We start from the raw sequence: 21133 nt of genomic DNA on the forward strand, positions 1-21133 counted from the left end.
GTGCGGCAGGTCCACGGCCGGACGACTACTGCCCGCGGTCGTTGCCGTGACCCGGCAGTTCCACCGCCGCGCCTCACTCCGAGACCAGCGGTGTGGCGGGCCAGTCCAGCAGTCGCGCCCCGGTCACGGCCACCATGAGCGCGAGCTGGTCGGCCGGGTCGGCGGGGTCGTAGCCGGTGAGCTCGCGCACCCGCTGGAGGCGGTAGGTGACCGCCCGGACGCTGAGGTGCAGCCGGCGTCCGGCCGACGCCGCGTTGCGCCCGTCGGCGAAGTACGCCTCCACGGTCGCCACCAGCGGCTCGGCGCCACCGCGGGCCCCGGTGAGCGGGCCGAGCACCGTGCCGACCAGGTCGGAGATGGCGGCCTCGTCCCGCAGCAGCACGCGGTAGACGAGCATGTCGCGCGCGTGGACCACCCGGTCGGGGAGGCCGAGCCGCTCGGCGACCTCCAGCGCGTCCACCGCCTCGCGGTAGGACCTCAGCACGCCCCTCGGGCCGGCATGGGTGCGCCCCACGCCGACGCGCCAGTCCGGCCGGCGGGTCAGCCGCGCCACGGCCGGCCCCGCGGCCTCCGCGAGGGCCTGGCCGTCGCCCTCGCGACCGGGCTGCGCCGGGCCGCCGGAGAGGACGCTCACCAGCCGGCCGTCCCTGGCCTCCACGAGCAGGTCCCGGTCGCCGAACCGGGCGCGCGCCGCGTCCTCCAGCCACCTCGTGAGATGCATCCCCGAGTCGGCCGGCCGGTCCGTGGCCGCCACCGTGACGGTGTGGCTGCCGGCCAGGGCCATGCCCAGGCGTTCGGCGCGCTCCACCAGCGAGCCGACCTCCGACCGGCCGGTGAGCAGGTCGTCGACGAACTCCCGCCGGAAGGCCTCCTCCCGGCGGACCACTTCCCGCTGGGCCTCCTCGTGCCCGGCCGCGAGGGCCGCGAGTGCGGTGTCGGCCCCCTGCCACACCGCCTCCCCCACCGCCACGAGGGCCGCGGAGCCCACCGGCCGGCCGCGCGCCTGCGCGACGAGGCCGGGCAGCCGCGGCCACAGCCGGCGCGAAGCGCTCATGTACAGGTCCACCAACGCCGGCAGCGCCACCCCCTGCTGCGCGGCCTCGGCGCCGAGGTGCCGGCAGTGGGCCACCTCGTCGTCCGTCAGGCGCCGGCCGTGCACGGCCACCTCGACGAGGGTGGTCAGGTACCCCTCCACCAGGGACGTCGGCAGCCCGTGCTCGCGGCCCGCCGCCGCACCGACCTCGGCGACCGCCGCGGACGCCGACTCCTCGACCGCCCGGCTCACCCGTCCCACTCTCCCGCCGCCCGGAGGGGAGCAGCCCGTCCCGGCTCGCGGCTCACGCCGGGGCCGCCTCCATCGCCCTCCAGCGGGCGAGGTTGTAGCGGGCGTCGACCAGGGCGTCGTGGGTGCCGGCCGGCTTGGGCGGCAGCGGCGGCTGCCCGCGGTCGTCCCAGCGCTGGCGCAGCTCGCGGGTGAACCGCGGGATCGACCGGGGCAGCGCGGGCATCGCGCCCCACAGCTGGCACAGGACCACGTGGTCGTAGGCGGCGAACCAGGCCCAGAGCTCGATCTCCTCCCCCGGGGCGGTCAGGAAGGAGAGCAGGTCGTCGCGGATCCGCTCCCGGCTGCGCCAGGCCTTGTCCGCCGGCGGGGGCAGCTGGTCGAGCACGTTCCGCCGCACCCACGGGATGGCCCGGCGTTCGTCGAACCCGGTGCTGACGGCGTAGAACTCCCGGCCGGTCTCGTCGACGACCCCGATCGACACCAGGTCGATGGTGGTCCCGTCCTCGATGAACTCGGTGTCGTAGAAGTAGCGCCGCGTCACGCGCCCACCGTAGATCCGTCGTGCGGGGGCGCCGGCTCCTGCCACGAGTCGCGGACGGCGATCGCCTCCACCTCGACGAGCTGGTCGGGATGGCCGAGCACCGTCACGCCGACCAGCGTGCTGGGGGCGTCGTGGTCGCCGAAGGCCGCGCGGACGACGTCCCAGGCGGCGACGAGGTCGTCGCGGTCGGTGGTCACGACGTACACGGTCGTCTTCAGGACGTCGCCCAGCCCGGCGCCGGCCCCCTCCAGGGCGGCCGCGAGATTGGTCATCACCTGTCGGGCCTGACCCGCGACGTCGCCGACGGCCACGGTGGCCCCGTCGCCGTCCAGCGGGCAGGCGCCGGCGGTGAAGACCATGCGCCCGGGGTCGGTGACCGACGCGTACGCGTACGGCACGCTCCCGGCGAGACCGGCGGGACGGACGAACTCGATGCCGTGGCTCACGGAGCCGATCATGGGTCACCGGCGCGGCGGACGCCTGCCGGGCGGCAGGCCACCCGGCGGCTGCACACCGGCCGGGACGGGCGCGACCGGCTGCTGCCGCGCTAGCCGGCGAGCGAGGTGGGTGCGCGGTCCGCGGCCTCGGTGGCCGGCGGCTGGAGCGTGGCGATGACCTCGCTGGCGCTGGCGCCGGTCGCGTCCATCGACTTCTTCACCGCGGCGCCGTAGACGTCGACGTACTCCTGGCTCGACAGCGTCATGATCTCGTACATGACCTCGTCGGTGATCGAGCGCTCGACGAAGCGATCACCGGCCAGACCCTCGTACCGGCTGAAGTCCAGCGGCTTCCCGATCCGCACCCGCACCTGGGTGAGCTCCTTGCCGAACGGCAGCCGCCGGGTGGTGTAGACCATGGCCAGCGGGACGACGGGCGCACCGGTCTCCAGCGCCATGCGCGCGACGCCGATCTTGCCGCGGTAGAGCCGCCCGTCGGGCGAGCGGGTGCCCTCGGGGTAGATGCCCAGGACCTTGCCCTGGCGGAGGATGCGGATGCCGGTCTGGATCGCGTTCTCGGCCGCCGACGCGCTGGACCGGTCGATCGGCACCTGCCCGGCGCCGGAGAAGAACGCCCGCTGCAGGAAGCCCTTCACCCCGGTGCCGGTGAAGTACTCGGCCTTCGCGAGGAAGGTGACGCGTCGCTTGAGCTGCAGCGGCATGAAGATCCAGTCCGCCGCGGACAGGTGGTTGCTCGCCAGGATCGCGGCGCCCGTCGCGGGCACGTGCTCGATGCCCTCCACCTTCGGGCGGAAGACGACCCGCGCCGGCGGGCCGATCGCGACGAACTTGAGGAACCAGTAGAACAACACGCCTCCCTCGGGGACTGCCAGACTAGGGAGCCTGGGGCCCGAATCACAATCGGAGCCCCATCGTGAGCTAGCTGACACCGGCGCCGTCGCCGGACTCCGAGGAGGACACGTGCCCGGACCGACCCCCGCTGCCGAGGTCATGGCCGGTGCCGAGCCGTTCGACTTCCCGGGGGGCGAGGGCCCCGAGGGCCGCACCGGTGTCCTGCTCGTGCACGGCTTCACCGGGACGCCGATGAGCGTGCGCGCCTGGGGCGAGCACCTGGCCGGCCAGGGCTTCGCCGTCCGGTGCCCCCTGCTGCCCGGCCACGGCACCTGCTGGCAGGAGTGCAACACCAGCACCTCCGACCAGTGGACGGCGACGGTCGAGGAGGCCTTCGACGACCTCGCCGCGCGGTGCGACCGGGTGTTCGTGGCGGGCCTGTCGATGGGCGGGACGCTGGCCACCCGGCTGGCCGAGGTCCGGCCCGGCGAGGTGGCCGGCCTGCTGCTGGTCAACCCGGCGCTGATGACCCAGCGCCTGGACGCCAAGCTGCTCCCGCTGCTGGCCCGGCTGACCCCCAGCTGGGCGCCGATCGCCAGCGACATCAAGAAGCCCGGCGTCACCGAGCTGGCCTATCCCAAGCTGCCGACCCGGGCGATGCTGCAGCTGCGCCGCCTGTGGGTGGCGACCCGGGCCGACCTCTGGCGGGTGACCGCGCCGGTGATCGTCTTCCACAGCGTCGAGGACCACGTCGTCGAGCCGGTCAACAGCACGATCCTGCTGACCGGGGTCGGCAGCACCGACACCAGCGAGGTCCTGCTGGAGGACAGCTACCACGTGGCCACGCTGGACAACGACGCCCCGATGATCTTCGATCGCTCGGTGGCGTGGATCCGCGAGCGCGTGCCCGCCGGGAAGCCCGGCCCGGCCGGTTCCCGATGACCGAACGACGCGGGCGCGGGCGCCGGGACAACGGCCTGGACGCGACGCTGTGGAGCCCGCTGCGCGACGTCGACCCCCGCGTCGGCGAACACCTCCTGGACGTGCTCCAGGCCGCGGGCATCCCCGCCTACCTGGAGCCGGCCGCCGACGTCGCGCCGTACACCCGGTCGGTCTTCCTGCCCAGCCCGCCCTCGGACCGGCTGTTCGTCGACCGCACGCGCTCGGCGGAGGCCCGCGGGCTGGTCGACCAGTACGCCGACGAGCACCCCGCCGAGCCCCGGGTCGTGCGCCGCCCTCCCGGCCCGGCGCTGGACGAGGACGCCGAGTGGCGGCGCATCGTGGCCGCGTTCGAGGCCGAGCACGGGCGGCCCGCCGTCGGTGCGTCCCCCGCCGAGGTGCTCCCGCCGGCCCCTGCGGAGGTACCGATCCTCGACCGGCCCGAGGAGCACTACGAGCCCCCGCCCCCGCCGCCCCTGCCCGTGCCGGCACCGGCCGCGCTCTACGCCGTGCTGCTCGTGGCCGCGGGCATCCTGCTCATCGGCGCCCCGAGCGCGCTGGGGCTCTCGGACGACGTCGGGCTGGTGCTGGGCCTCGCGGTCGTCGTCGGCGGCGTGGCCGTGCTGGTCTCGCGCATGCGCGACCGGTCCGACGACGGCGACGACGGCGCCGTCGTCTAGCGGTAGCGTCGCCCGGGTGAGCAGCGTCACCTCCACGGCCACCGTCACCGTGACCGGGCACCTCATGGACACCGGCGTCCTGGCGCGGGTCCTGGACGACGTCCTGGAGTACGGCGGCGACTACCGGATCACCCGGCTTGACCTCGGCCGCGAGCACGAGGACGAGTCGACCGCGCTGATCGAGGTGCGGGCCGACGGGGCCGAGAAGCTCGACCGGATCCTCATGCGGGTGCAGGTGCACGGGGCGAACCCGGTCGACCCGGGCACCGCGACGACCCGTCCGGCGCCGGCGGACGGGGTGTTCCCCGACGACTTCTACTCCACGACCAACCTCGACACCCTCGTCCGGCTGGACCGGGAGTGGCTGCGGGTGGGCAATCCCGAGATGGACTGCGGCCTGGTGGTCACCCGCGGGGACGGCGGGGACGCCGTCGTGCGCACCGTCCCGGTGAGCGACGTCCGCGCCGGGGACGCGGTGGTCTGCGGGGCCGCCGGCGTCCGGGTGGAGCTGCCGCCGACGCCGGCCCGCGGCGAGGAGGACGACTTCGGGTTCATGTCGTCCGCGGTGTCCAGCGAGAAGCCCCAGGCGCTGCTGGTGCGGCAGATCGCCGAGCGGCTGCGGGAGGTCAAGGCGGCCGGCAAGCGCGTGCTGTGGGTGGGTGGGCCGGCGGTCGTGCACACCGGGGCCGCGCCCGCCATGGTCCGGCTGGTCCGGGCCGGGTACGTCGACGTCCTCTTCGCCGGCAACGCGCTGGCCACCCACGACATCGAGTCGGCGCTCTTCGGCACGTCCCTGGGCGTCGACCTGGCCAAGGGCTCGGGTGTGCCGCACGGCCACGAGCACCACATCCGGGCCATCAACACGATCCGCCGGGCCGGCTCCATCGCCGCCGCCGTCGAGACCGGGGTGCTCACCGGCGGGGTGATGTACGCGATGGTGGCGGCGGGCAAGCCGTTCGTGCTGGTCGGGTCGGTCCGCGACGACGGTCCGCTGCCCGACGTGCACACCGACGTGATCGAGGGCCAGCGCGCGATGCGCGCCGAGCTGCACGACGTGGGCTTCGCGATCATGGTCGCGACGATGCTGCACTCCATCGCCACCGGGAACCTGCTGCCGGCGTCGATCCCGCTGGTCTGCGTGGACATCAACCCGGCGACGGTGACCAAGCTGGCCGACCGCGGGAGCGCCCAGGCCATGGGCATCGTCACCGACATCGGCCTGTTCCTGGAGCAGCTGGCCCGCGAGCTCGCCCCGGAGTGACCGGGCCCGTCCCGCCGGGTGCGGCTAGGCCGGCACCTCCTGGAACGTGCGGACCTCGATCCGGGCACCGAGCGCCTTCGACGCCTTCGCAGCCCAGTGGACGGCGACCTCCTGGTCGGGTGCCTCGATGACCCAGAACCCGCCGAGGTACTCCGGTGCCCGGGTGAACGGCTCGTCGGCGAGGGCGAGGTGCTCACCGGTGTTGTCGACGGTGACCGCCGTCGACGGCGGGTGCAGGCCTCCGGCGAAGACGAGGGCGCCCGAAGCCGTCAGCTCCTCGATGAACGCGCCGGCTGCGGCCAGCGCGGCCTCGAGCTCGGCCGGCTCCATCGTCGCCATCGTCGGCTCCTCGGCCGAGTCGTGCGGCATGGACAGCAGGTACTGGGTCACGGTGGTCCTCCGAGGTCGTCGCGGCGGGCCGCTCCGGCTCCGCCTCCGCGCTGATGACCCCCACCGCCGCCCGATCTCATCGGTCGTGCCCGAGGATCAGGCGTCGCCCTCGGCGACGGCCCTCCTGACCAGGTCGGCGGCGCCGACGATGCCGGCCTGGGCGCCCAGGCCCGCCGCCACGATCCGCGGGCCCGGCCGGAAGCCGCGCCCGGGCAGCGCCCGTTCCAGCCGCTCCCGCGCGGGGCGCAGCACCATCTCCCCCAGCACGCTCACCCCGCCGCCGATCACCACGACCTCCGGGTCGAGCACCGCGGCCAGGTCGGCGATGCCCTGGCCCAGCCAGTAGCCCACCTCGGTGACCAGCTCCAGGGCCAACGGGTCGCCGTCGTATGCGGCGCGGGCGACGTGCTCGCCGGTGAGCCGGTCGGGCTCGCAGTCCACCCGCTCCAGCAGCAGGGCCGCGGCCGCCGGTGACGTGCGGGCCACCTCGCGCGCCGTCTGCCCCAGCGCGGTGCCGCTGGCGTACTGCTCCCAGCAGCCGCGGTTGCCGCAGGCGCAGAGCCGTCCGTCGGGCACCACGCGCATGTGCCCCCACTCGCCCGCGACGCCGTGCGAGCCGCGGCGCAGCCGGCCGTCGAGGACGATCCCGCCGCCGATGCCGGTGCCCAGCGTGACCATCAGGGCGAGGTCGGCGCCCTGCGCGGCGCCGTAGCGGTACTCCGCCCAGGCCGCCGCGTCGGCGTCGTTGCCCACCCACAGCGGGCGCTGCAGGCGGGCGCCGAGGTCCTTGCGCAGGGTCGAGTTGCGCCAGGCCAGGTGCGGGCTGAACAGCACCGTGTCGCCGGTGCGGTCGAACCAGCCGGCCGCGCCCACGCCCACCCCGACGAGCTCGCCCGCGTGCCCGCCGGCCAGTTCCTCGACGACGGCGACGATGGCGTCCTCGGTGTCGGTGACCGAGGCACCCGGGGTGGCGCGGCGCGCGGTGGCGAGGATCTTCCCGTCCGGGGCCACCAGCCCGCCGGCGACCTTGGTGCCACCGATGTCGATCCCGAGCGCCGGCAGCAGGGCCGCGTCCGGCGTGCTCACGCGATGTCGATCCGCTGGACCGGGAGCTGCTCGTCCCCGCGCGGCCGCTCGGCGGCGGCCGGGGCGTCGGCGGGGGGCGGGGCGTCGGCGGCGGGCGGGGCGTCGGCGGCGGGCGGGGCGTCGGCGGCGGGCGGGGCGTCGGCCGGGGTCGGGCTCTCGGCGAACGTCCGCAGCGCGGCAGCCGTCGTGGTGAGCACGTCGGCCAGCGCCGCGGTCACCTCGGGGCGCTCGCCACGGAGCACCGCCGCCAGCTGGCAGACCGGGCACCAGCGGCAGTCGTCGCCGTGGGCGTCCCCGGCCGGCTCCGGGCGCGGGCCGGCCCCGGCCTGGACGGCGTCGACCAGACGGCGCGCCTGGTCGAGCCAGTCGGCTCCGGTGGTCATGCGTTCCTCCCCTCGGCCGCCAGGAGGTCGGCCGGCCACTGCTGCGGATCCGGGCGGAAGCTGATCTCGAGCCGCGCGTCGGCGGTGCGGGGATCGGCCAGCCGGCCCCCCGTCACCTCGCACCGGCGCAGCAACGAGTCCAGGCGCAGCGAACGCCGATCCTCCCCCACGCCGATCACGAGGTCATCGCCCCACCGGGTCAGGCCCACCTCGGCGCGCTCGGCGAACGGCAGGGGGACCGTCAGCTCCCAGCCCCCGTCCTGTCGCCGCGGAGCGGGGGGCGGCGGCCCACCGGTGGTGGGCAGGGGGACGTCCGGTAGCAGCCGCACGGCCGCGGCGACGTCGGCGGGCGCCCCGGCCAGCTCGGGGACGGCGTGCACCGGGCCGAGCTCCGCGAGCGCGTCGAGCGCGGCGCCCTGCTCCGCCGCGCGGGCCGCCCACCACTCCCCCGTGCCACCGTCGGGCAGGGTCCGGGCGAGGAGGGCCGCCGGCCGCAGCCCGTGCAAGGCCAGCACCGGCGCCGCGTCCCGGAGCGCGGGAACCGCGGCGGCCCGGGCCCCGGCGACGAGCCAGAGCGCCGTCGTCGTCGGGTCGGCCAGCCGGTCGGCGGCCAGCAGCCGCTCCACCTGGGGAACGACGCCGAGCAGGGCGTCGAGCGGCCCGCGCCGCGCCGCGCCGGCCGCCACGGTGGCCGTCCGGACGGCGGCCAGGGCGCGCGCCGTCGGGGGCAGCACCTGGGCCAGCCACCAGCGCAGCACTCCGGGCAGGGCGGCGAACGCCACGCCGTCGCGCAACGGCCCGGCGTCGACGACCACGACGTCCTCGTCCGCCCGGCCGAGGGCCGCCAGCAGGGCGAGGTCGTCCGCGCCCGGCAGCGGCACCACGGAGGTGGCCGGCGGGAGCGTCAGGTGCGGCAGCAGCCCGCCGAGCACGCCGGCCTGCCCGGCCCACAGCTCCTCGGCCGCCCGCGCGCCGCTGACCCGCTCCACGCGGAGCCCCGGCACCTGCTCCGCACCGGGGACCGGGAGGGGCCGGCGGGTCAGCAGCGCGGTGCGCCGGCCCTCGCGGGCGAACCGGGCGGCGGCCGCCGTCGCCACGGTCGAGGTCCCGGCCCCGCCCGGGCCGGTGACCAGCAGCGTGCGCACCCGGCTCAGGCCTCGACGCGCTTCTTGAGCTCCTTGAGCGCGGTGTCCAGGATGACCTTCTCCGCCTTGCGCTTGATCATGCCGAGCATCGGGATCGAGAGGTCGATGGTGATGGAGTACGTCACCTCGGTGCGCCCGCCGTCCTCGGCAAGGGTGTAGGAGCCCTCCTGGCGCTTCTGCATCTGCCCCTGGACGAGGGTCCAGGAGACCCGGCGGTTCCCGTCCCAGGTGTACTCCAGGACGTAGTCGTCCTTGACCGCGCCGGCGTCGAGGACGAAGTGCACCCGGCGGGCGCGGCCGTCCGGACCGGTCTCGAGGACCTCGACCTTCTTGGCGGCGGCGACCCACTGCGGGTACGAGGGGAAGTCGGCGATGACCGCCATGACCTCGGCCGCAGGCGCCTCGACGACGATCGACTGGGTGGACTGGTCGGCCATGGCAGCAGGCTAGCCGTTCCCCGCCGCTCCGGACCCGGGGACCGGACGCATCCCTACTCATGGGTAGCGGCAGCCGCTAGATTCATCCAGGACGTCCCAGGTCGGGTCGCGGGCGACGGTGCCCTGCGACGGCCCGGGAGGAGAGGACCGGGCGTGCGCGAGTTCAGCGTTCCAGCGACCTACCACGTGGGGCCCGACGAGGCCCTGACGGACATGCTCACCGCCAACGTGGCCCAGCACGGCGACGAGGTCGGCCTGCGCCGCCAGGTCGACGGCCGGTGGACCGACGTCACCTGGAAGCAGTTCGGTGCGGAGGTCCGCGGGGTCGCCAAGGGGCTGATCGCCTCGGGTGTGGCCGCCGGTGACCGGGTCGCACTGCAGGCCAGGACCCGGTACGAGTGGACGGTCCTGGACTTCGCCATCTGGACCGCCGGTGCGGTCGTCGTCCCGGTCTACGAGACCTCCAGCGCCGACCAGGTGGCCTGGATCCTCGCCGACTCCGGCGCCACCGCCGCCGTCGTCGAGCGCGACGAGCACGCCGAGGCGATCGCCTCGGTGCGCGACCAGGCGCCGGACCTGGGGACCGTCCACGTCATCGACGACGGCGCCCTGGACCAGCTGACGGCCGCGGGCGCCGACGTGCCCGACAGCGAGCTGGACGCCCGCCGCGCGACTCTGGACGCCGAGAGCGTCGCGACGCTGATCTACACCAGCGGCACCACCGGCCGGCCCAAGGGCTGCGAGCTGACGCACGCGAACTTCCTGTTCGAGATCGGCAACGGGATCACGCTGCTGGACCGCTTCATGGGTCACCAGGGCTCGCTGCTGCTGTTCATCCCGCTGGCGCACGTGCTGGCCCGCGTCCTGCAGGTCGGCGCCGTCAAGAACCGCACCGTCATCGGGCACACCGCGGACGTGAAGAACCTGGTCGAGGACCTCGGCGCCTTCAAGCCGACCTTCGTGCTCGCCGTCCCCCGCGTCTTCGAGAAGGTCTACAACCAGGCCAAGGCCAAGGCGGAGGGCGACGGCAAGGGCAAGATCTTCGACAAGGCCGCGCAGGTGGCCATCGACTGGTCCCGCGCGCAGGACACCGGCGGTCCGGGGCTCGCGCTGCGCGTCCAGCACGCGCTGTTCGACCGGCTCGTCTACGGCAAGCTGCGGGCCGCGCTCGGCGGCCGCTGCGAGGGCGCGATCTCCGGCGGCGCGCCCCTCGGCGAGCGGCTCGGCCACTTCTACCGGGGCATCGGCGTCACCGTCTTCGAGGGCTACGGCCTGACCGAGACCACCGCGGCCGCGTCGGTCAACCACGACGAGGCGCTGCGGATCGGCACCGTCGGCCAGCCGCTGCCGGGGGTGGAGTTCCGGATCGGCGAGGACGGCGAGGTGCTCATCCGGGGCGGCATCGTGATGCGCGGGTACTGGCGCAACGAGGAGGCGACGAAGGAGGCCATCGATCCCGAGGGCTTCTTCCGCACCGGCGACATCGGCGAGCTCGACGGCGACGGCTTCCTGAAGATCACCGGGCGCAAGAAGGAGATCCTGGTGACCGCCGGCGGCAAGAACGTCGCCCCGGCCGTGCTCGAGGACCGGCTGCGGGCGCACCGGCTGGTCAGCCAGTGCATCGTCGTCGGCGACCAGCGGCCGTTCATCGCGGCGCTGGTCACCCTCGACGAGGAGGCGCTGCCGCAGCGGCTGGCGTCGAAGGGCAAGGACGCCGGGCTCACCGCCGAGCAGCTCCGCGAGGACGCGGAGGTGCTCGCCGAGCTGGACGCGGCCGTCAAGGAGGCCAACAAGGCCGTGTCCCAGGCCGAGGCGATCAAGAAGTTCACCGTGCTGAGCATCGACTTCACCGAGGACAACGGGATGCTGACGCCCAGCCTCAAGCTGAAGCGCAACGTCGTCATGAAGGAGTTCGGCTCCGAGGTGGACGCCCTCTACACCCGCTGACGCAGGACCCGCCGACCCTCGGGGCGGCGGGTCCTCAGGGTTCGAGCAGCCGGGCCAGGTCGGCCGCGATCGTGGGCCACGCCCAGCGCTGCTCCACCCACGCCCGGCCGGCCGCGCCCATCTCCCGGGCCCGTGCGGGGTCGTCGAGCAGCCCGGTGAGCGCGGCCGCCACCGCGTGAGGCCAACGCGGGTCGACCACGTGCCCGGTGACGCCGTCCCGGACCGCCTCCGGCGCGCCTCCGGAGGTTCCGGCGACCACCGGCCGGCCGCACGCCGCGGCCTCCAGGAACACCATCCCCAGGCCCTCGACGTCCAGCCCGCCCCGGCGGGTGCGGCAGGGCATTGCGAACACGTCCCCGGCCGCGTAGTGGGCCGGCAGCTCGTCGTGACCCACCGGACCGGTCAGCACCACCGACTCCTGCAGCCCCCGGGCGGCCACCGCCCGGCGCAGTCCGGCCTCGGCCGGCCCGCCGCCGACCAGGAGCAGCCGCGCGCCGGGGTGCCGGGCCAGGACCTCCGGCCAGCCGGCCACGAGCACGTCCTGCCCCTTGCGGGCGACCAGCCGCGAGACGCAGACGACGACCGGCGCCTCCCCCAGCCCGTACCGCTGTCGGACGGCGGCGCCGTCGGCCCGCGGGGTGAACCGGTCGACGTCGACCCCCGGCGAGAGCTGTGCCAGCCGGGTACGGCCGGCCAGCGCGGGCGCCAGCCGGTCGCGGGTGTACTCGCTGATGTAGGTGACGACGTCGAGGCCCGACGCGATCCGCTGCATCAGCTGCCGGCTGCCGGGGAGGGCCACCCAGCCCGTCTCGTGGCCGTGGGTGGCGCCCACGAGGTGCCGCACGCCGGCCGCACGGAGGGTGGGGGCGAGCAGCCCCAGCGGCGCGGCCGCGCCGAAGAAGGCGGTGTCGCACCCGTACCGGTCGACCAGCTCCAGCGCGGCCCTGGCGGTCGCCCGGGTGGGCAGCAGCATGCCCGTGGGCCGTCGCACCACGGGGTAGCGCAGCGCGGCGTCGTGCTCCGCCGATCCCGGGTGGTCCGAGGCGAGCACCACCAGGGAGTCCGGCGGGCGCCGGTCGAGCAGCGCGGCGACGAAGGTCTGGATGCCCCCCTGGCGCGGCGGGAAGTCGTTGGTGACGACGAGCGTGCGGCTCACGGGCCCTCCAGCCGCAGCCAGTCCTCGGCCATCGCGATCCGCTGCGCGGCGGTCGGGTGGCTGCCGAAGTACCAGTGCCACGCCGCCGGAGGGTCGGGGTCGCCGAGGTTGGTGGCCGCGAGCCGCCGCTGCATGCCGAGGAACGCCTCGGCGTCGCCGGTGAGCTCCAGCGCCCGCAGGTCGGCCCGGGCCTCGATCTGGCGGGACACCAGGTTCTGCGCCGGGGTGCCCACGAGCCCGCCGACCGTCACGAGGAACAGCAGCAGGGGCACCACCCGGGGGTCACCGGCCGACTGCGCCCCCGTCCGGCGCAGCAGCGGCGTCCAGGTCAGGAGCCAGCCGGCCAGCGCGGTGGCCGCCCCGGCGCCGAGGGCGCCCATCAGGGTGCCGGTCAGGACGTCGTCGGCGGCGACGTGGCCCAGCTCGTGGGCCACGATCGACTCGATCTCCGCCGTCGGGAGCTCGGCCAGGACGGTGTCGTACACGACGATCCGCCGGGTCGAGCCGAAGCCGGAGACGTAGGCGTTGAGGGCCGTGGTCCGCCGTGAGGCGTCGGACACCAGCACGTCCTGCACCGGGGTGCCGTTCTCCTCGGCCAGCGCCAGCAGGTCGGTGCGCAGCTCACCGGCCGGGAGGGACCGGAAGTCGTTGAAGGCGGGCTCGATGACCACCGGGTACAGGAACGAGCCGATCACCACCAGGGCGGCCGCGGTGCCGCCGGCCCAGGCCCACCAGGTCCGGGGGGCCCGGCGGACCAGCCACAGGAAGGCCAGCACCACCACCGTCGTCAGCGCCGCGCTGATGGCCAGGGAGACGGCGACGTCGCGGAGCCAGAGGTCCCAGCCCCGCGTCGACAGGCCGTACCGGCGCCGCACCGACTCGGCGTAGGCCGACACCGGGAGGGTCACCAGCCGGCCGACCAGGACCAGCGCCGGGACGCCCAGCAGCACCTGCACCGGCCAGCGGCCGCCGGACCGGGACCCGACCGCGCGCATCAGCCGCCCGCCCAGCGGGGTGAGCCCGAGGATCCCCGAGACCAGCAGCCCGAGGGCGATCGAGACCAGCGACGCCGGGCGGACCGCCGCGGCGAAGGCCTCCGCACGCTCGATCCGGTCGGCGCTGAGCCCCGCGGTGGGGTCGACCGGCGTGTGGCCGCCCGCCGGCTCCGGCAGAATCTCCCACGGCGTCCGGACGACGATGACCACGACGACGACGATCCCGAGGACGGCCGCGGCCACCAGGGCGGCCCGGCGAGCGTTCACCCGGCCGATCCTAGTGAGCGGCCGCCCGGCCCTCCGGCGCCCGCGGGCGTCCGCCGGCCCCTGGAGGAGGCGGCGACCGGCGCCGACGGCCGGTGCAGACGACGAGGGCCGGTGACCCCGGACGGGGTCACCGGCCCTCGGCCGGGGGTGCTCGTCAGCCGGCGATCCGCCGGGCGCCGCTGAAGCTGCCCATCGCGTCGATGCTGGCCACCTTGACCGGCTGGCCCGAGGTGGAGGCGTGCACCATCTGGCCGTTGCCGATGTACATCGCGACGTGGCTGACCGGGCTGTAGAAGAACAGCAGGTCACCGGGCTGCAGCTCGCCACGGGAGACCGGCCGGCCCATCTGCGACTGCGACCGGCTGGAGTGCGGGAGCATCACACCGGCCGCGGCGTAGGCGTACGAGGTGAGCCCGGAGCAGTCGAAGGCGTTCGGCCCGCCGGCGCCCCACACGTACGGGTCACCGATCTGGGCGAGCGCGGTGTCCACGGCCACCTGCGCCGCGGCGCTGGATGCGGTGACACCGCTGGGTGCCGGGAGGCTGGCGCCCCCGTGCGCGCGGGCCACCTCCTCCTGCTGCGGGGCGGTGAGCGCCGCGTACCGCTCCTGGTAGTCGGCGATCCGGGCCTCGAGGTCCTCCTGCTTGGCGGCGATGTCGTCGACGGCGCGCTGCGCCTCGGCGGCGGCCGCGGCAGCGGCCTCGCGGGACTCGTCGGCCTGCTCGGCCGCCTGCGCGACCTCGGTGAGGACCTCGTTGGTGTGCCCGGCGATGACGTCGAGCGTGCCCAGGGAGGACACCAGGTCGTCGGCGGAGTCGCTGGTCAGGAGCAGGTCGAGCTGGGACAGGCCGCTGCCGGTGTAGGCGCTGCGGGCCAGCCGGCGGATCTGCCCGTCCAGCGCCGAGAGCTGCTCCTCGGCGGCGGCGGCCTCCGCGCCGGCGGCCTCCACCGCGCTCTCCTGCTCGGCGAGGACGACCTTCGCCTCGTTGAGCTGCTCGGAGACGACCTCGAGCTCGTGGCTGGCCTCGGCGACCTGCGCGGCGACCTCGTCGGCGGTGGTCCCGCCGGGGACGGCGGACGCGGTGCCGGGCAGGACCGTCACGGTCAGGGCGGTTGCGGCGCCGACCAGCAGGCCCGCGCGCAGTCCGGTCACGCGGCGGCCCGGCGCGGAGCCGGTCGGTCGCTCGGTGTGGAGGTGTGCGGGGGCGTGCGTCAGCAATGCGTGTGGGGTCGCCACGTGCGGCGGCTCTCCGTTTCTTCCTCTGCGACCGCCGACCGAGTTAGCTGACGGGTTCGGGCTGGGAAGACTGGCCCTATCCCCTCCACCCCGGCGAGCCGGCACGGAGGGGAACTCACCCCAAGACTGCGGTGGGTCCCCGGTTCACCTCGGGCGCCGGTGCTGCGCGCCCTCGGTGATTAGGCGGTGTCCGGACGGGGCCATCCCTCGACGGATGACGACCACCCGGCCGAACGGCGACGACCCTAACCACCGTGACGTTGTCGTGACAAATGTGAGGGACGAGTCACGTGAGATCTGCACACACCGTGACGGCGCGCGCCTCCTGCGTGATGCCCGCAGCGTGGTGTAGGGCGACACGCCCGCGCCCTGCCGGCGACGCGCCGACGGCGCCGTCAGCCCGTACGGCGACCGCGGGCTCCGCCGCGCCCGCCCGGACCGTCCCGGTGCCGGAGCGGCGGGACCAGGCCGCCGTCGGCCAGCGCCCGGACCGCACGGCGCTCGACGTCGTCGAACTCCACCACCACACCGGGCGGCGGGAGGACGACGTCCTCCGCCGCCGGCACGGCGGCCGGCCGGCCGGCCATCGGCACGACCACGGGGTCGACCCCCTGCCAGCCGGGTGGGGCCCCGAGCAGGACGGTGACCACGCAGTCGGCGCAGCCGGTCCCGCGGGCGGTGCAGGTGTCGCAGTCGATGAGCATCGCGTGTTCTCCTCCGTGAGTCGACGCGGACGCTAGGAGCAGCCACCGACATTTCCGCCGTCGTCGGCGCCGGCCCGGCTCCCGGTGCGGCCGCGGCCCCGGTGCGGTCGGCGCATGCGGCGGCGCGCGTCCCCACGACTGTCAGCACCCCGACCTAGCGTCCGCCCCGTGCCACCCACCGCTGCATCCCCGCGCTACGAGCAGGTCACCATCGAGGACGTCGGCACGCCGCTGGCGCAGGTCACCTTCGTCGTCGTCGACCTCGAGACCACCGGTGGATCGCCCAGGGACAGCGCGATCACCGAGATCGGCGCGGTGAAGATCCGCGGCGGGCAGGTGCTCGGCGAGTTCCAGACGCTGGTCGACCCGGGCCACGAGATCCCGCCCTACATCAGCGTGCTCACCGGGATCACCACCGCGATGGTGTCCGCCGCGCCCCGGATCGGGGCGGTGCTCCCGGCCTTCCTCGAGTTCGCCCGCGGCGCGGTCCTGGTGGCGCACAACGCCCCGTTCGACCTCGGGTTCCTCAAGGCCGCCTGCGCCGAGAACGGGGTGGCCTGGCCGGCCGCCGCCTCGGTCGACACCGCCGTGCTGGCCCGCCGGCTGCTCACCCGCGACGAGGTGCCCAACTGCAAGCTCGCCACGCTCGCCCCGTACTTCTCGGCCACCACCTCTCCCACGCACCGCGCCCTCGACGACGCGCGCGCCACCGTCGACGTCCTGCACGGGCTGTTCGAGCGGCTCGGGCCGCTCGGCGTCACGACGCTCGAGGAGCTGTCCGGGCTCACCCGGCAGATCGATCCCGAGCGGCGCCGCAAGCGGCACCTCGCCGACGACGTCCCGCACGGCCCCGGCGTCTACCTCTTCCGCGGCCCCCGGGACGAACCGCTCTACGTCGGCACGTCCACCGACCTGCGCACCCGGGTCCGCAGCTACTTCACCTCCGGCGAGCAGCGCAGCCGGATCACCGAGATGGTGGCCCTCGCCCAGCGGGTCGACGCGATCCCGTGCGCCCACGCGCTGGAGGCGGCGGTCCGCGAGCTCCGGCTGATCGCCGAGCACAAGCCCCGCTACAACCGGCGCTCGCGCTTCCCGGAGCGGGCGCTGTGGGTGCGGCTCACCGAGGAGCCCTTCCCGCGGCTGTCGGTCGTCCGCCGCGTACGCCCCGGGGCCGGTGTCTTCCTCGGCCCCTTCCCCGACCGCCGGGCCGCCGACGCGGCCGTCGCCGCGGTGCACGAGGCCCTGCCCCTGCGGCAGTGCACCGCCCGGCTCTCCCCCCGCACCCCGGTCAGCGCCTGCGCGCTGGCCGGCATGGGGCGCTGCGGCGCTCCGTGCACCGGGGCGCAGTCGGTGGCCGACTACGCCGACGTCGCCGCGGTGTTCGCCACCGCCGTGACCCACGACCCCCGGCCGGTGCTCGCGCCGCTGCTCGAGCGGGTGGACCGGCTGGCCGCCGAGGAGCGGTACGAGGACGCCGCGGTCCTCCGCGACCGGGTGGCCGTGCTCGTGCGCGCGGTCCGGCGGAGGCAGCGGCTGGAGTCGCTCGCCGCGGTGCCGGAGATGGTGCTCGCCCGCCCCGACGGCGCGGGCGGCTGGGAGCTGTCGGTCGTCCGGCTCGGCCGGCTCGCCGCCGCCGGCATCGCCCCGCGGGGCACCACGGTCCGCAGCGTCCTGACCGACCTGCTCGCCACGGCGGAGACCGTGGCGGGCGCCGACGGCGAGCTGACCACGTCGGTCGACGAGACCGAGCTCGTCCTGCGCTGGCTCGAGAAGCCGGGCACCCGCCTGGTGCAGCTGTCGGGGACCCTGGCCAGCCCGGCGCCCGGCACGGGGGCCTACAGCGGCTTCCTGGCCCGGGTGGACACCGGCCGCGACGTGCGCGACCCGTTCGCCGACGGCCGGTCGCTGGGCACCCGCGCCCGGCCGGAGCGGATAGCATCGCCGGCGTGATCACCGCCATCGTGATGATCGACGCGGCCACCGACTCGATCGCCGAGGTCGCGCAGGCCGTCGCCGAGCTCGACGGGGTCAGCGAGGTCTACTCCGTCGCCGGGGAGGCCGACCTGATCGCGATCGTCCGCGTCCGGGAGTTCGAGCAGGTCGCCGAGGTCATCGCCGGCCGCATCAACAAGGTGCCGGGCGTGATCGACACCGACACCCACATCGCCTTCCGCGCCTACTCCCGGCACGACCTGGAGGCGGCGTTCTCGATCGGCTTCGACGACGCCGGCTGACGGAGGGCCCCGCCCTCCGCGCGCTCGCCCGCGGGGGCGCTAGCCCCTCAGCGCGGCGCGGCCGCCTCGCGGCTGACCGCGATCCACCGGTCCAGCAGCGCGGCGGCCCGCCCGTCGTCCACCGCGGCCGCGGCCCGGCCCAGCCCTGCCGCCAGCGCGTCGTGCAGCCGGGCGGGGCGCTCGTCGAACGCGACCAGCGCCGCCGCCGCGTTGAGCAGGACCGCGTCGCGCACCGGACCGCGCTCGCCGTCCACGACCCGGCGGAAGACGTCCGCGTTGACGCGCGCGTCGCCCCCGCGCAGGGCGTCCGGGCCCGGCGACTCGATGCCGAGCGCCGAGGGATCCAGCCGCTCGGCCTCCACGGCGCCGTCGCGGACCGTCCAGACCGACGACGTCGTCGACGTCGTCAGCTCGTCGAGGCCGTCGTCGCCGCGGAAGACGAGGGCCCGGGTGCCCCGGGCGGCCAGCACCTCGGCGAGGACCGGGGCCATGCGCTGATTGGCGCAGCCGATCGCGGCCGCGACCGGCCGCGCGGGGTTGGTCAGCGGGCCGAGGAAGTTGAAGACCGTCGCGATGCCCATCTCCCGCCGCGCCGGTCCGGCGAAGCGCATGCCCGGGTGGAAGACCGGCGCGAAGAAGAACCCGATGCCCGCCTCGCGCACGCAGTGCGCCACCGCCTCCGCCGGGAGGTCGATGACCACCCCGAGCGCCTCCAGCACGTCGGCGGCCCCCGAGGACGACGACGCCGCCCGGTTGCCGTGCTTGGCCACGGGCGCCCCGGCCGCCGCCGTGACCACCGCGGCCATCGTGGAGATGTTCACGGTGTGCGCGCCGTCGCCGCCCGTGCCGACGATGTCGACGCAGTCCAGCGGCAGCTCCACCGGGGTGGCCTGGGCGAGCATCTCGGCGGCCAGGCCGGCCACCTCCTGGGGCGCCTCCCCCTTCGCGCGCAGTGCGACGGTGAAGCCCGCCACCTGGGCCGGTGTCGCCTCCCCGGTCATGACCTCGCGCATCGCCCAGCGGGTGTCCTCGGCGGTGAGGTCGTGCCCGGCGAGCAGCCGGTTGAGCAGTCCGGGCCAGGTGGGCGTCTCCGCCGACGGGGACCGCGTCACCGGCCCACCGTCGACCGGGCGGCCGCGGCGCGGAGCAGGTCGGCCACCGCGCCCGGTGCGACCAGCGGGTCCACGGGCAGGCTGAGCGTGGCCTCGGCGCGCGACCAGTGCGCCAGCCAGCGATCGGGCTGGCGGGCGATGAGGACGCAGACCGCCGGCCGGTCGGCGACCTCGACCTCCAGCTGCCGGGTGAGCGCGAGCCCCCCGGTGGGCTGGGCCTCCCCGTCGAGGATGCACAGGTCGACCCCGCCGGCGTCGACGGCGGCCACCACCTCGTCGCCCGTCGAGCACTCGAGCCAGGTGATCGGGCCGACGTCGGCCGCCGGCCGGCGGCCGACGGCCGTGCGGACCGCGTCGCGGACCTCCGGGCGGTGGCTGTAGAGCAGGACGGTGGCCGGTGCGGCGGACGTCTCGGCAGCGCTCACGCGGCCGAGCCTAGTGCCCGGGGGCATCCGCGCAGGCCAACTCCGGCGAGTCGGTCTCGAGCCGGTCACGGTGACGCCACGCCCGCGTACCCGCAGTCGTGACGAGGTCGTGCCGGTGCCATGATGGGCCGGTGACAACGGCCCCCGTGGCGAGCAGCACCTTCGACACCTCGCGGGTGCACTCGCTGACCCGACCGAACATGGTCAGCGTCGGCACGATCATCTGGCTCTCCAGCGAGCTGATGTTCTTCGCCGGCCTGTTCGCCATGTACTTCACCGCCCGTGCACGGGCCGGCGCCGAGCTGGGCTGGCCGCCGGAGCCCACCGAGCTGAACCTGCCGTACGCCACGTTCTTCACCGTGATCCTGGTCCTGTCGTCGGTCACCTGTCAGTTCGGTGTCTTCGCGGCCGAGAACGGGAACGTCTACGGGCTGCGGCGCTGGTTCACCATCACCTTCGTGATGGGGCTGGTCTTCGTCCTCGCCCAGGCGAACGAGTACCGCGTCCTGGTGACCGAGCACGGCACGACGATCTCGTCGTCCACCTACGGCTCGGTCTTCTACATCACGACCGGCTTCCACGCCCTGCACGTGATCGGCGGGCTGGTCGCCTTCGTCTACGTGCTCATCCGGTCCACCATGGGCCGCTTCACGCCGGCACAGGCGACCTCGGCCATCGTGGTCTCCTACTACTGGCACTTCGTCGACGTCGTGTGGGTCGGGCTCTTCGCCACGATCTACCTGATCCGCTAGGGAACCGGTGTCCACCACGAACCCGCAGTCCGACGCCCCGCTCGACGACGCCGGCTCCCCCGTGGGCCGGGCCCGCGCGCGGCGCCGCTCCAAGCAGCGCCGCCGCCTGGCCAACGTCGCCGGGCTCATGGCCTCGCTCGTCCTGACCGGTGCGCTGTACTCGGTCTTCGCGCCGGCCCAGGCCGCCGAGGAGACCACCAGCGAGTCGGCGGCCGAGGCCGCCGGCCGCGAGCTGTACGAGCGCAGCTGCATCAGCTGCCACGGCGAGAACCTCGAGGGCGTGCCCAACCGCGGGCCGTCGCTCATCGGTGTCGGTGAGGCCTCCGTCTACTTCCAGGTGCACACCGGCCGCATGCCGCTGGTCCGCCAGGAGGCCGACGCCCCCGACAAGCCGGCCGTCTTCTCCGACGAGGAGATCGACCAGCTGATGGCCTACATCCAGGCCAACGGCGGCGGGCCCACCCTGCCGTCGGGTGACCTGCGCGGCGGCGACCTGGCGGAGGGTGGCGAGCTCTTCCGGCTCAACTGCGCCTCGTGCCACAACTTCGTCGGCGAGGGCGGGGCCCTGTCCTCGGGCAAGGCGGCTCCCAGCCTGGAGAGCTCGACCGATCTCGAGATCTACACCGCGATGCTGACCGGGCCGGAGAACATGCCCGTCTTCGGGGACAACCAGCTGACCCCCGAGGAGAAGCGGTCGATCATCACCTACGTCCAGACCATCGACAACATGGCCGACCCGGGCGGCGCAGGTGTCGGCCGGATGGGTCCGGTGGCCGAGGGCCTGGTCATCTGGGTCGTCGGCGTCAGCGCCCTGATGTTCGGCATCTTCTGGATGGGGAGCAAGGCGTGAGCACGCTCGCGGGCTCGA

The 21133-nt window shown here is 75.2% G+C and carries 23 protein-coding genes and 1 riboswitch; of the genes, 8 read left to right on the top strand and 15 right to left on the bottom strand.

What is annotated here, in order from left to right:
* Nucleotides 1–73: 73 nt before the first annotated feature.
* The 4 genes from BD833_RS07475 to BD833_RS07490 all read right to left on the bottom strand — a co-directional run bounded on the left by BD833_RS07475 (nt 74) and on the right by BD833_RS07490 (nt 3135).
* Nucleotides 74–1285: a PucR family transcriptional regulator gene (locus BD833_RS07475; protein ID WP_208092414.1), complete on the bottom strand. Its 1212-nt coding sequence runs from the start codon at nt 1283–1285 to the stop codon at nt 74–76.
* 52 nt (nt 1286–1337) lie between these two features.
* Nucleotides 1338–1826, bottom strand: coding sequence for a polyadenylate-specific 3'-exoribonuclease AS (locus tag BD833_RS07480; protein WP_166532510.1), 489 nt, complete (start codon nt 1824–1826; stop codon nt 1338–1340).
* Nucleotides 1823–2272 (bottom strand): RidA family protein, encoded by a 450-nt coding sequence (locus BD833_RS07485; protein ID WP_208092415.1) that lies wholly within the window; start codon nt 2270–2272, stop codon nt 1823–1825. Before BD833_RS07485 ends, BD833_RS07480 begins: the two co-directional genes overlap by 4 nt.
* Nucleotides 2273–2373: 101 nt before the next feature.
* A complete protein-coding gene (locus BD833_RS07490) occupies nt 2374–3135 on the bottom strand; it encodes a lysophospholipid acyltransferase family protein (protein ID WP_243737516.1) in 762 nt (253 codons plus the stop codon).
* A 109-nt stretch (nt 3136–3244) separates the two neighbouring features.
* On the opposite strand from BD833_RS07490, the gene BD833_RS07495 reads away from it, so the two are divergent.
* Genes BD833_RS07495 through BD833_RS07505 form a run of 3 tightly spaced genes read left to right on the top strand, consistent with a single transcriptional unit; the run spans nt 3245 to nt 5995 of the window.
* Nucleotides 3245–4057, top strand: coding sequence for an alpha/beta hydrolase (locus BD833_RS07495; protein WP_208092417.1), 813 nt, complete (start codon nt 3245–3247; stop codon nt 4055–4057).
* Nucleotides 4054–4734 (top strand): hypothetical protein, encoded by a 681-nt coding sequence (locus tag BD833_RS07500; RefSeq protein ID WP_166532512.1) that lies wholly within the window; start codon nt 4054–4056, stop codon nt 4732–4734. Before BD833_RS07495 ends, BD833_RS07500 begins: the two co-directional genes overlap by 4 nt.
* 16 nt (nt 4735–4750) lie before the next feature.
* The gene (locus tag BD833_RS07505) at nt 4751–5995 is read left to right on the top strand and encodes an ornithine cyclodeaminase, nickel-pincer nucleotide-dependent (protein ID WP_166532513.1); all 1245 of its coding nucleotides are present in this window, start codon (nt 4751–4753) and stop codon (nt 5993–5995) included.
* Nucleotides 5996–6019: 24 nt separating this feature from the next.
* Here the strand turns inward: BD833_RS07505 and BD833_RS07510 are convergent, their stop codons facing one another.
* The 5 genes from BD833_RS07510 to BD833_RS07530 all read right to left on the bottom strand — a co-directional run bounded on the left by BD833_RS07510 (nt 6020) and on the right by BD833_RS07530 (nt 9436).
* Nucleotides 6020–6385: a YciI family protein gene (locus BD833_RS07510; protein WP_166532514.1), complete on the bottom strand. Its 366-nt coding sequence runs from the start codon at nt 6383–6385 to the stop codon at nt 6020–6022.
* Nucleotides 6386–6481: 96 nt separating this feature from the next.
* Nucleotides 6482–7471 (bottom strand): ROK family glucokinase, encoded by a 990-nt coding sequence (locus tag BD833_RS07515; RefSeq protein WP_166532515.1) that lies wholly within the window; start codon nt 7469–7471, stop codon nt 6482–6484.
* Entirely contained in the window at nt 7468–7854 is a 387-nt protein-coding gene (locus tag BD833_RS07520) for a hypothetical protein (protein WP_166532516.1), read from the bottom strand. The genes BD833_RS07515 and BD833_RS07520 overlap by 4 nt, the downstream gene beginning before the upstream one ends.
* Nucleotides 7851–8999 (bottom strand): ArsA family ATPase, encoded by a 1149-nt coding sequence (locus BD833_RS07525; protein ID WP_166532517.1) that lies wholly within the window; start codon nt 8997–8999, stop codon nt 7851–7853. Before BD833_RS07525 ends, BD833_RS07520 begins: the two co-directional genes overlap by 4 nt.
* A gap of 5 nt (nt 9000–9004) precedes the next feature.
* Nucleotides 9005–9436 (bottom strand): SRPBCC family protein, encoded by a 432-nt coding sequence (locus BD833_RS07530; protein WP_166532518.1) that lies wholly within the window; start codon nt 9434–9436, stop codon nt 9005–9007.
* A 153-nt stretch (nt 9437–9589) separates the two neighbouring features.
* On the opposite strand from BD833_RS07530, the gene BD833_RS07535 reads away from it, so the two are divergent.
* Complete coding sequence (locus tag BD833_RS07535; RefSeq protein WP_166532519.1) at nt 9590–11383, top strand: AMP-dependent synthetase/ligase; 1794 nt, start codon at nt 9590–9592, stop codon at nt 11381–11383.
* 34 nt (nt 11384–11417) lie between these two features.
* On the opposite strand, the gene BD833_RS07540 is transcribed toward BD833_RS07535, so the two are convergent.
* The 4 genes from BD833_RS07540 to BD833_RS07555 all read right to left on the bottom strand — a co-directional run bounded on the left by BD833_RS07540 (nt 11418) and on the right by BD833_RS07555 (nt 15742).
* Nucleotides 11418–12539: a glycosyltransferase family 4 protein gene (locus BD833_RS07540; protein ID WP_166532520.1), complete on the bottom strand. Its 1122-nt coding sequence runs from the start codon at nt 12537–12539 to the stop codon at nt 11418–11420.
* On the bottom strand, nt 12536–13801 hold the full coding sequence (locus BD833_RS07545) for a M48 family metallopeptidase (RefSeq protein WP_166532521.1): 1266 nt from the start codon (nt 13799–13801) through the stop codon (nt 12536–12538). Before BD833_RS07545 ends, BD833_RS07540 begins: the two co-directional genes overlap by 4 nt.
* 154 nt (nt 13802–13955) lie before the next feature.
* The gene (locus tag BD833_RS07550) at nt 13956–14954 is read right to left on the bottom strand and encodes a C40 family peptidase (protein ID WP_243737517.1); all 999 of its coding nucleotides are present in this window, start codon (nt 14952–14954) and stop codon (nt 13956–13958) included.
* 100 nt (nt 14955–15054) lie between these two features.
* Nucleotides 15055–15234: riboswitch (cyclic di-AMP (ydaO/yuaA leader) on the bottom strand.
* Nucleotides 15235–15433: 199 nt separating this feature from the next.
* The gene (locus BD833_RS07555; RefSeq protein ID WP_166532523.1) at nt 15434–15742 is read right to left on the bottom strand and encodes a hypothetical protein; all 309 of its coding nucleotides are present in this window, start codon (nt 15740–15742) and stop codon (nt 15434–15436) included.
* Between the two features lie 168 nt (nt 15743–15910).
* On the opposite strand from BD833_RS07555, the gene BD833_RS07560 reads away from it, so the two are divergent.
* Together BD833_RS07560 and BD833_RS07565 are read left to right on the top strand one after the other, a co-directional pair.
* Nucleotides 15911–17692 carry a DEDD exonuclease domain-containing protein gene (locus BD833_RS07560; RefSeq protein WP_166532524.1) on the top strand — a complete coding sequence of 594 codons (1782 nt, stop codon included), beginning with the start codon at nt 15911–15913 and terminating at the stop codon, nt 17690–17692.
* The gene (locus BD833_RS07565; RefSeq protein ID WP_166532525.1) at nt 17689–17976 is read left to right on the top strand and encodes an Lrp/AsnC family transcriptional regulator; all 288 of its coding nucleotides are present in this window, start codon (nt 17689–17691) and stop codon (nt 17974–17976) included. The genes BD833_RS07560 and BD833_RS07565 overlap by 4 nt, the downstream gene beginning before the upstream one ends.
* Before the next feature lie 47 nt (nt 17977–18023).
* Here the strand turns inward: BD833_RS07565 and trpD are convergent, their stop codons facing one another.
* Both trpD and BD833_RS07575 read right to left on the bottom strand, forming a co-directional pair.
* Nucleotides 18024–19088 (bottom strand): anthranilate phosphoribosyltransferase, encoded by a 1065-nt coding sequence (trpD, locus tag BD833_RS07570; protein WP_166532526.1) that lies wholly within the window; start codon nt 19086–19088, stop codon nt 18024–18026.
* Nucleotides 19085–19513 (bottom strand): response regulator, encoded by a 429-nt coding sequence (locus BD833_RS07575; RefSeq protein ID WP_166532527.1) that lies wholly within the window; start codon nt 19511–19513, stop codon nt 19085–19087. The genes trpD and BD833_RS07575 overlap by 4 nt, the downstream gene beginning before the upstream one ends.
* Before the next feature lie 131 nt (nt 19514–19644).
* Here BD833_RS07575 and ctaE point away from each other — a divergent pair, with 131 nt between their 5' ends.
* Nucleotides 19645–20265 (top strand): aa3-type cytochrome oxidase subunit III, encoded by a 621-nt coding sequence (gene ctaE, locus BD833_RS07580; RefSeq protein ID WP_166532528.1) that lies wholly within the window; start codon nt 19645–19647, stop codon nt 20263–20265.
* 7 nt (nt 20266–20272) lie between these two features.
* Entirely contained in the window at nt 20273–21115 is an 843-nt protein-coding gene (gene qcrC / locus BD833_RS07585) for a cytochrome bc1 complex diheme cytochrome c subunit (protein ID WP_243737518.1), read from the top strand.
* The last annotated feature ends 18 nt before the right edge of the window (nt 21116–21133 follow it).

Source organism: Blastococcus xanthinilyticus, assembly GCF_008124835.1.
GTDB lineage: Bacteria > Actinomycetota > Actinomycetes > Mycobacteriales > Geodermatophilaceae > Blastococcus > Blastococcus xanthinilyticus.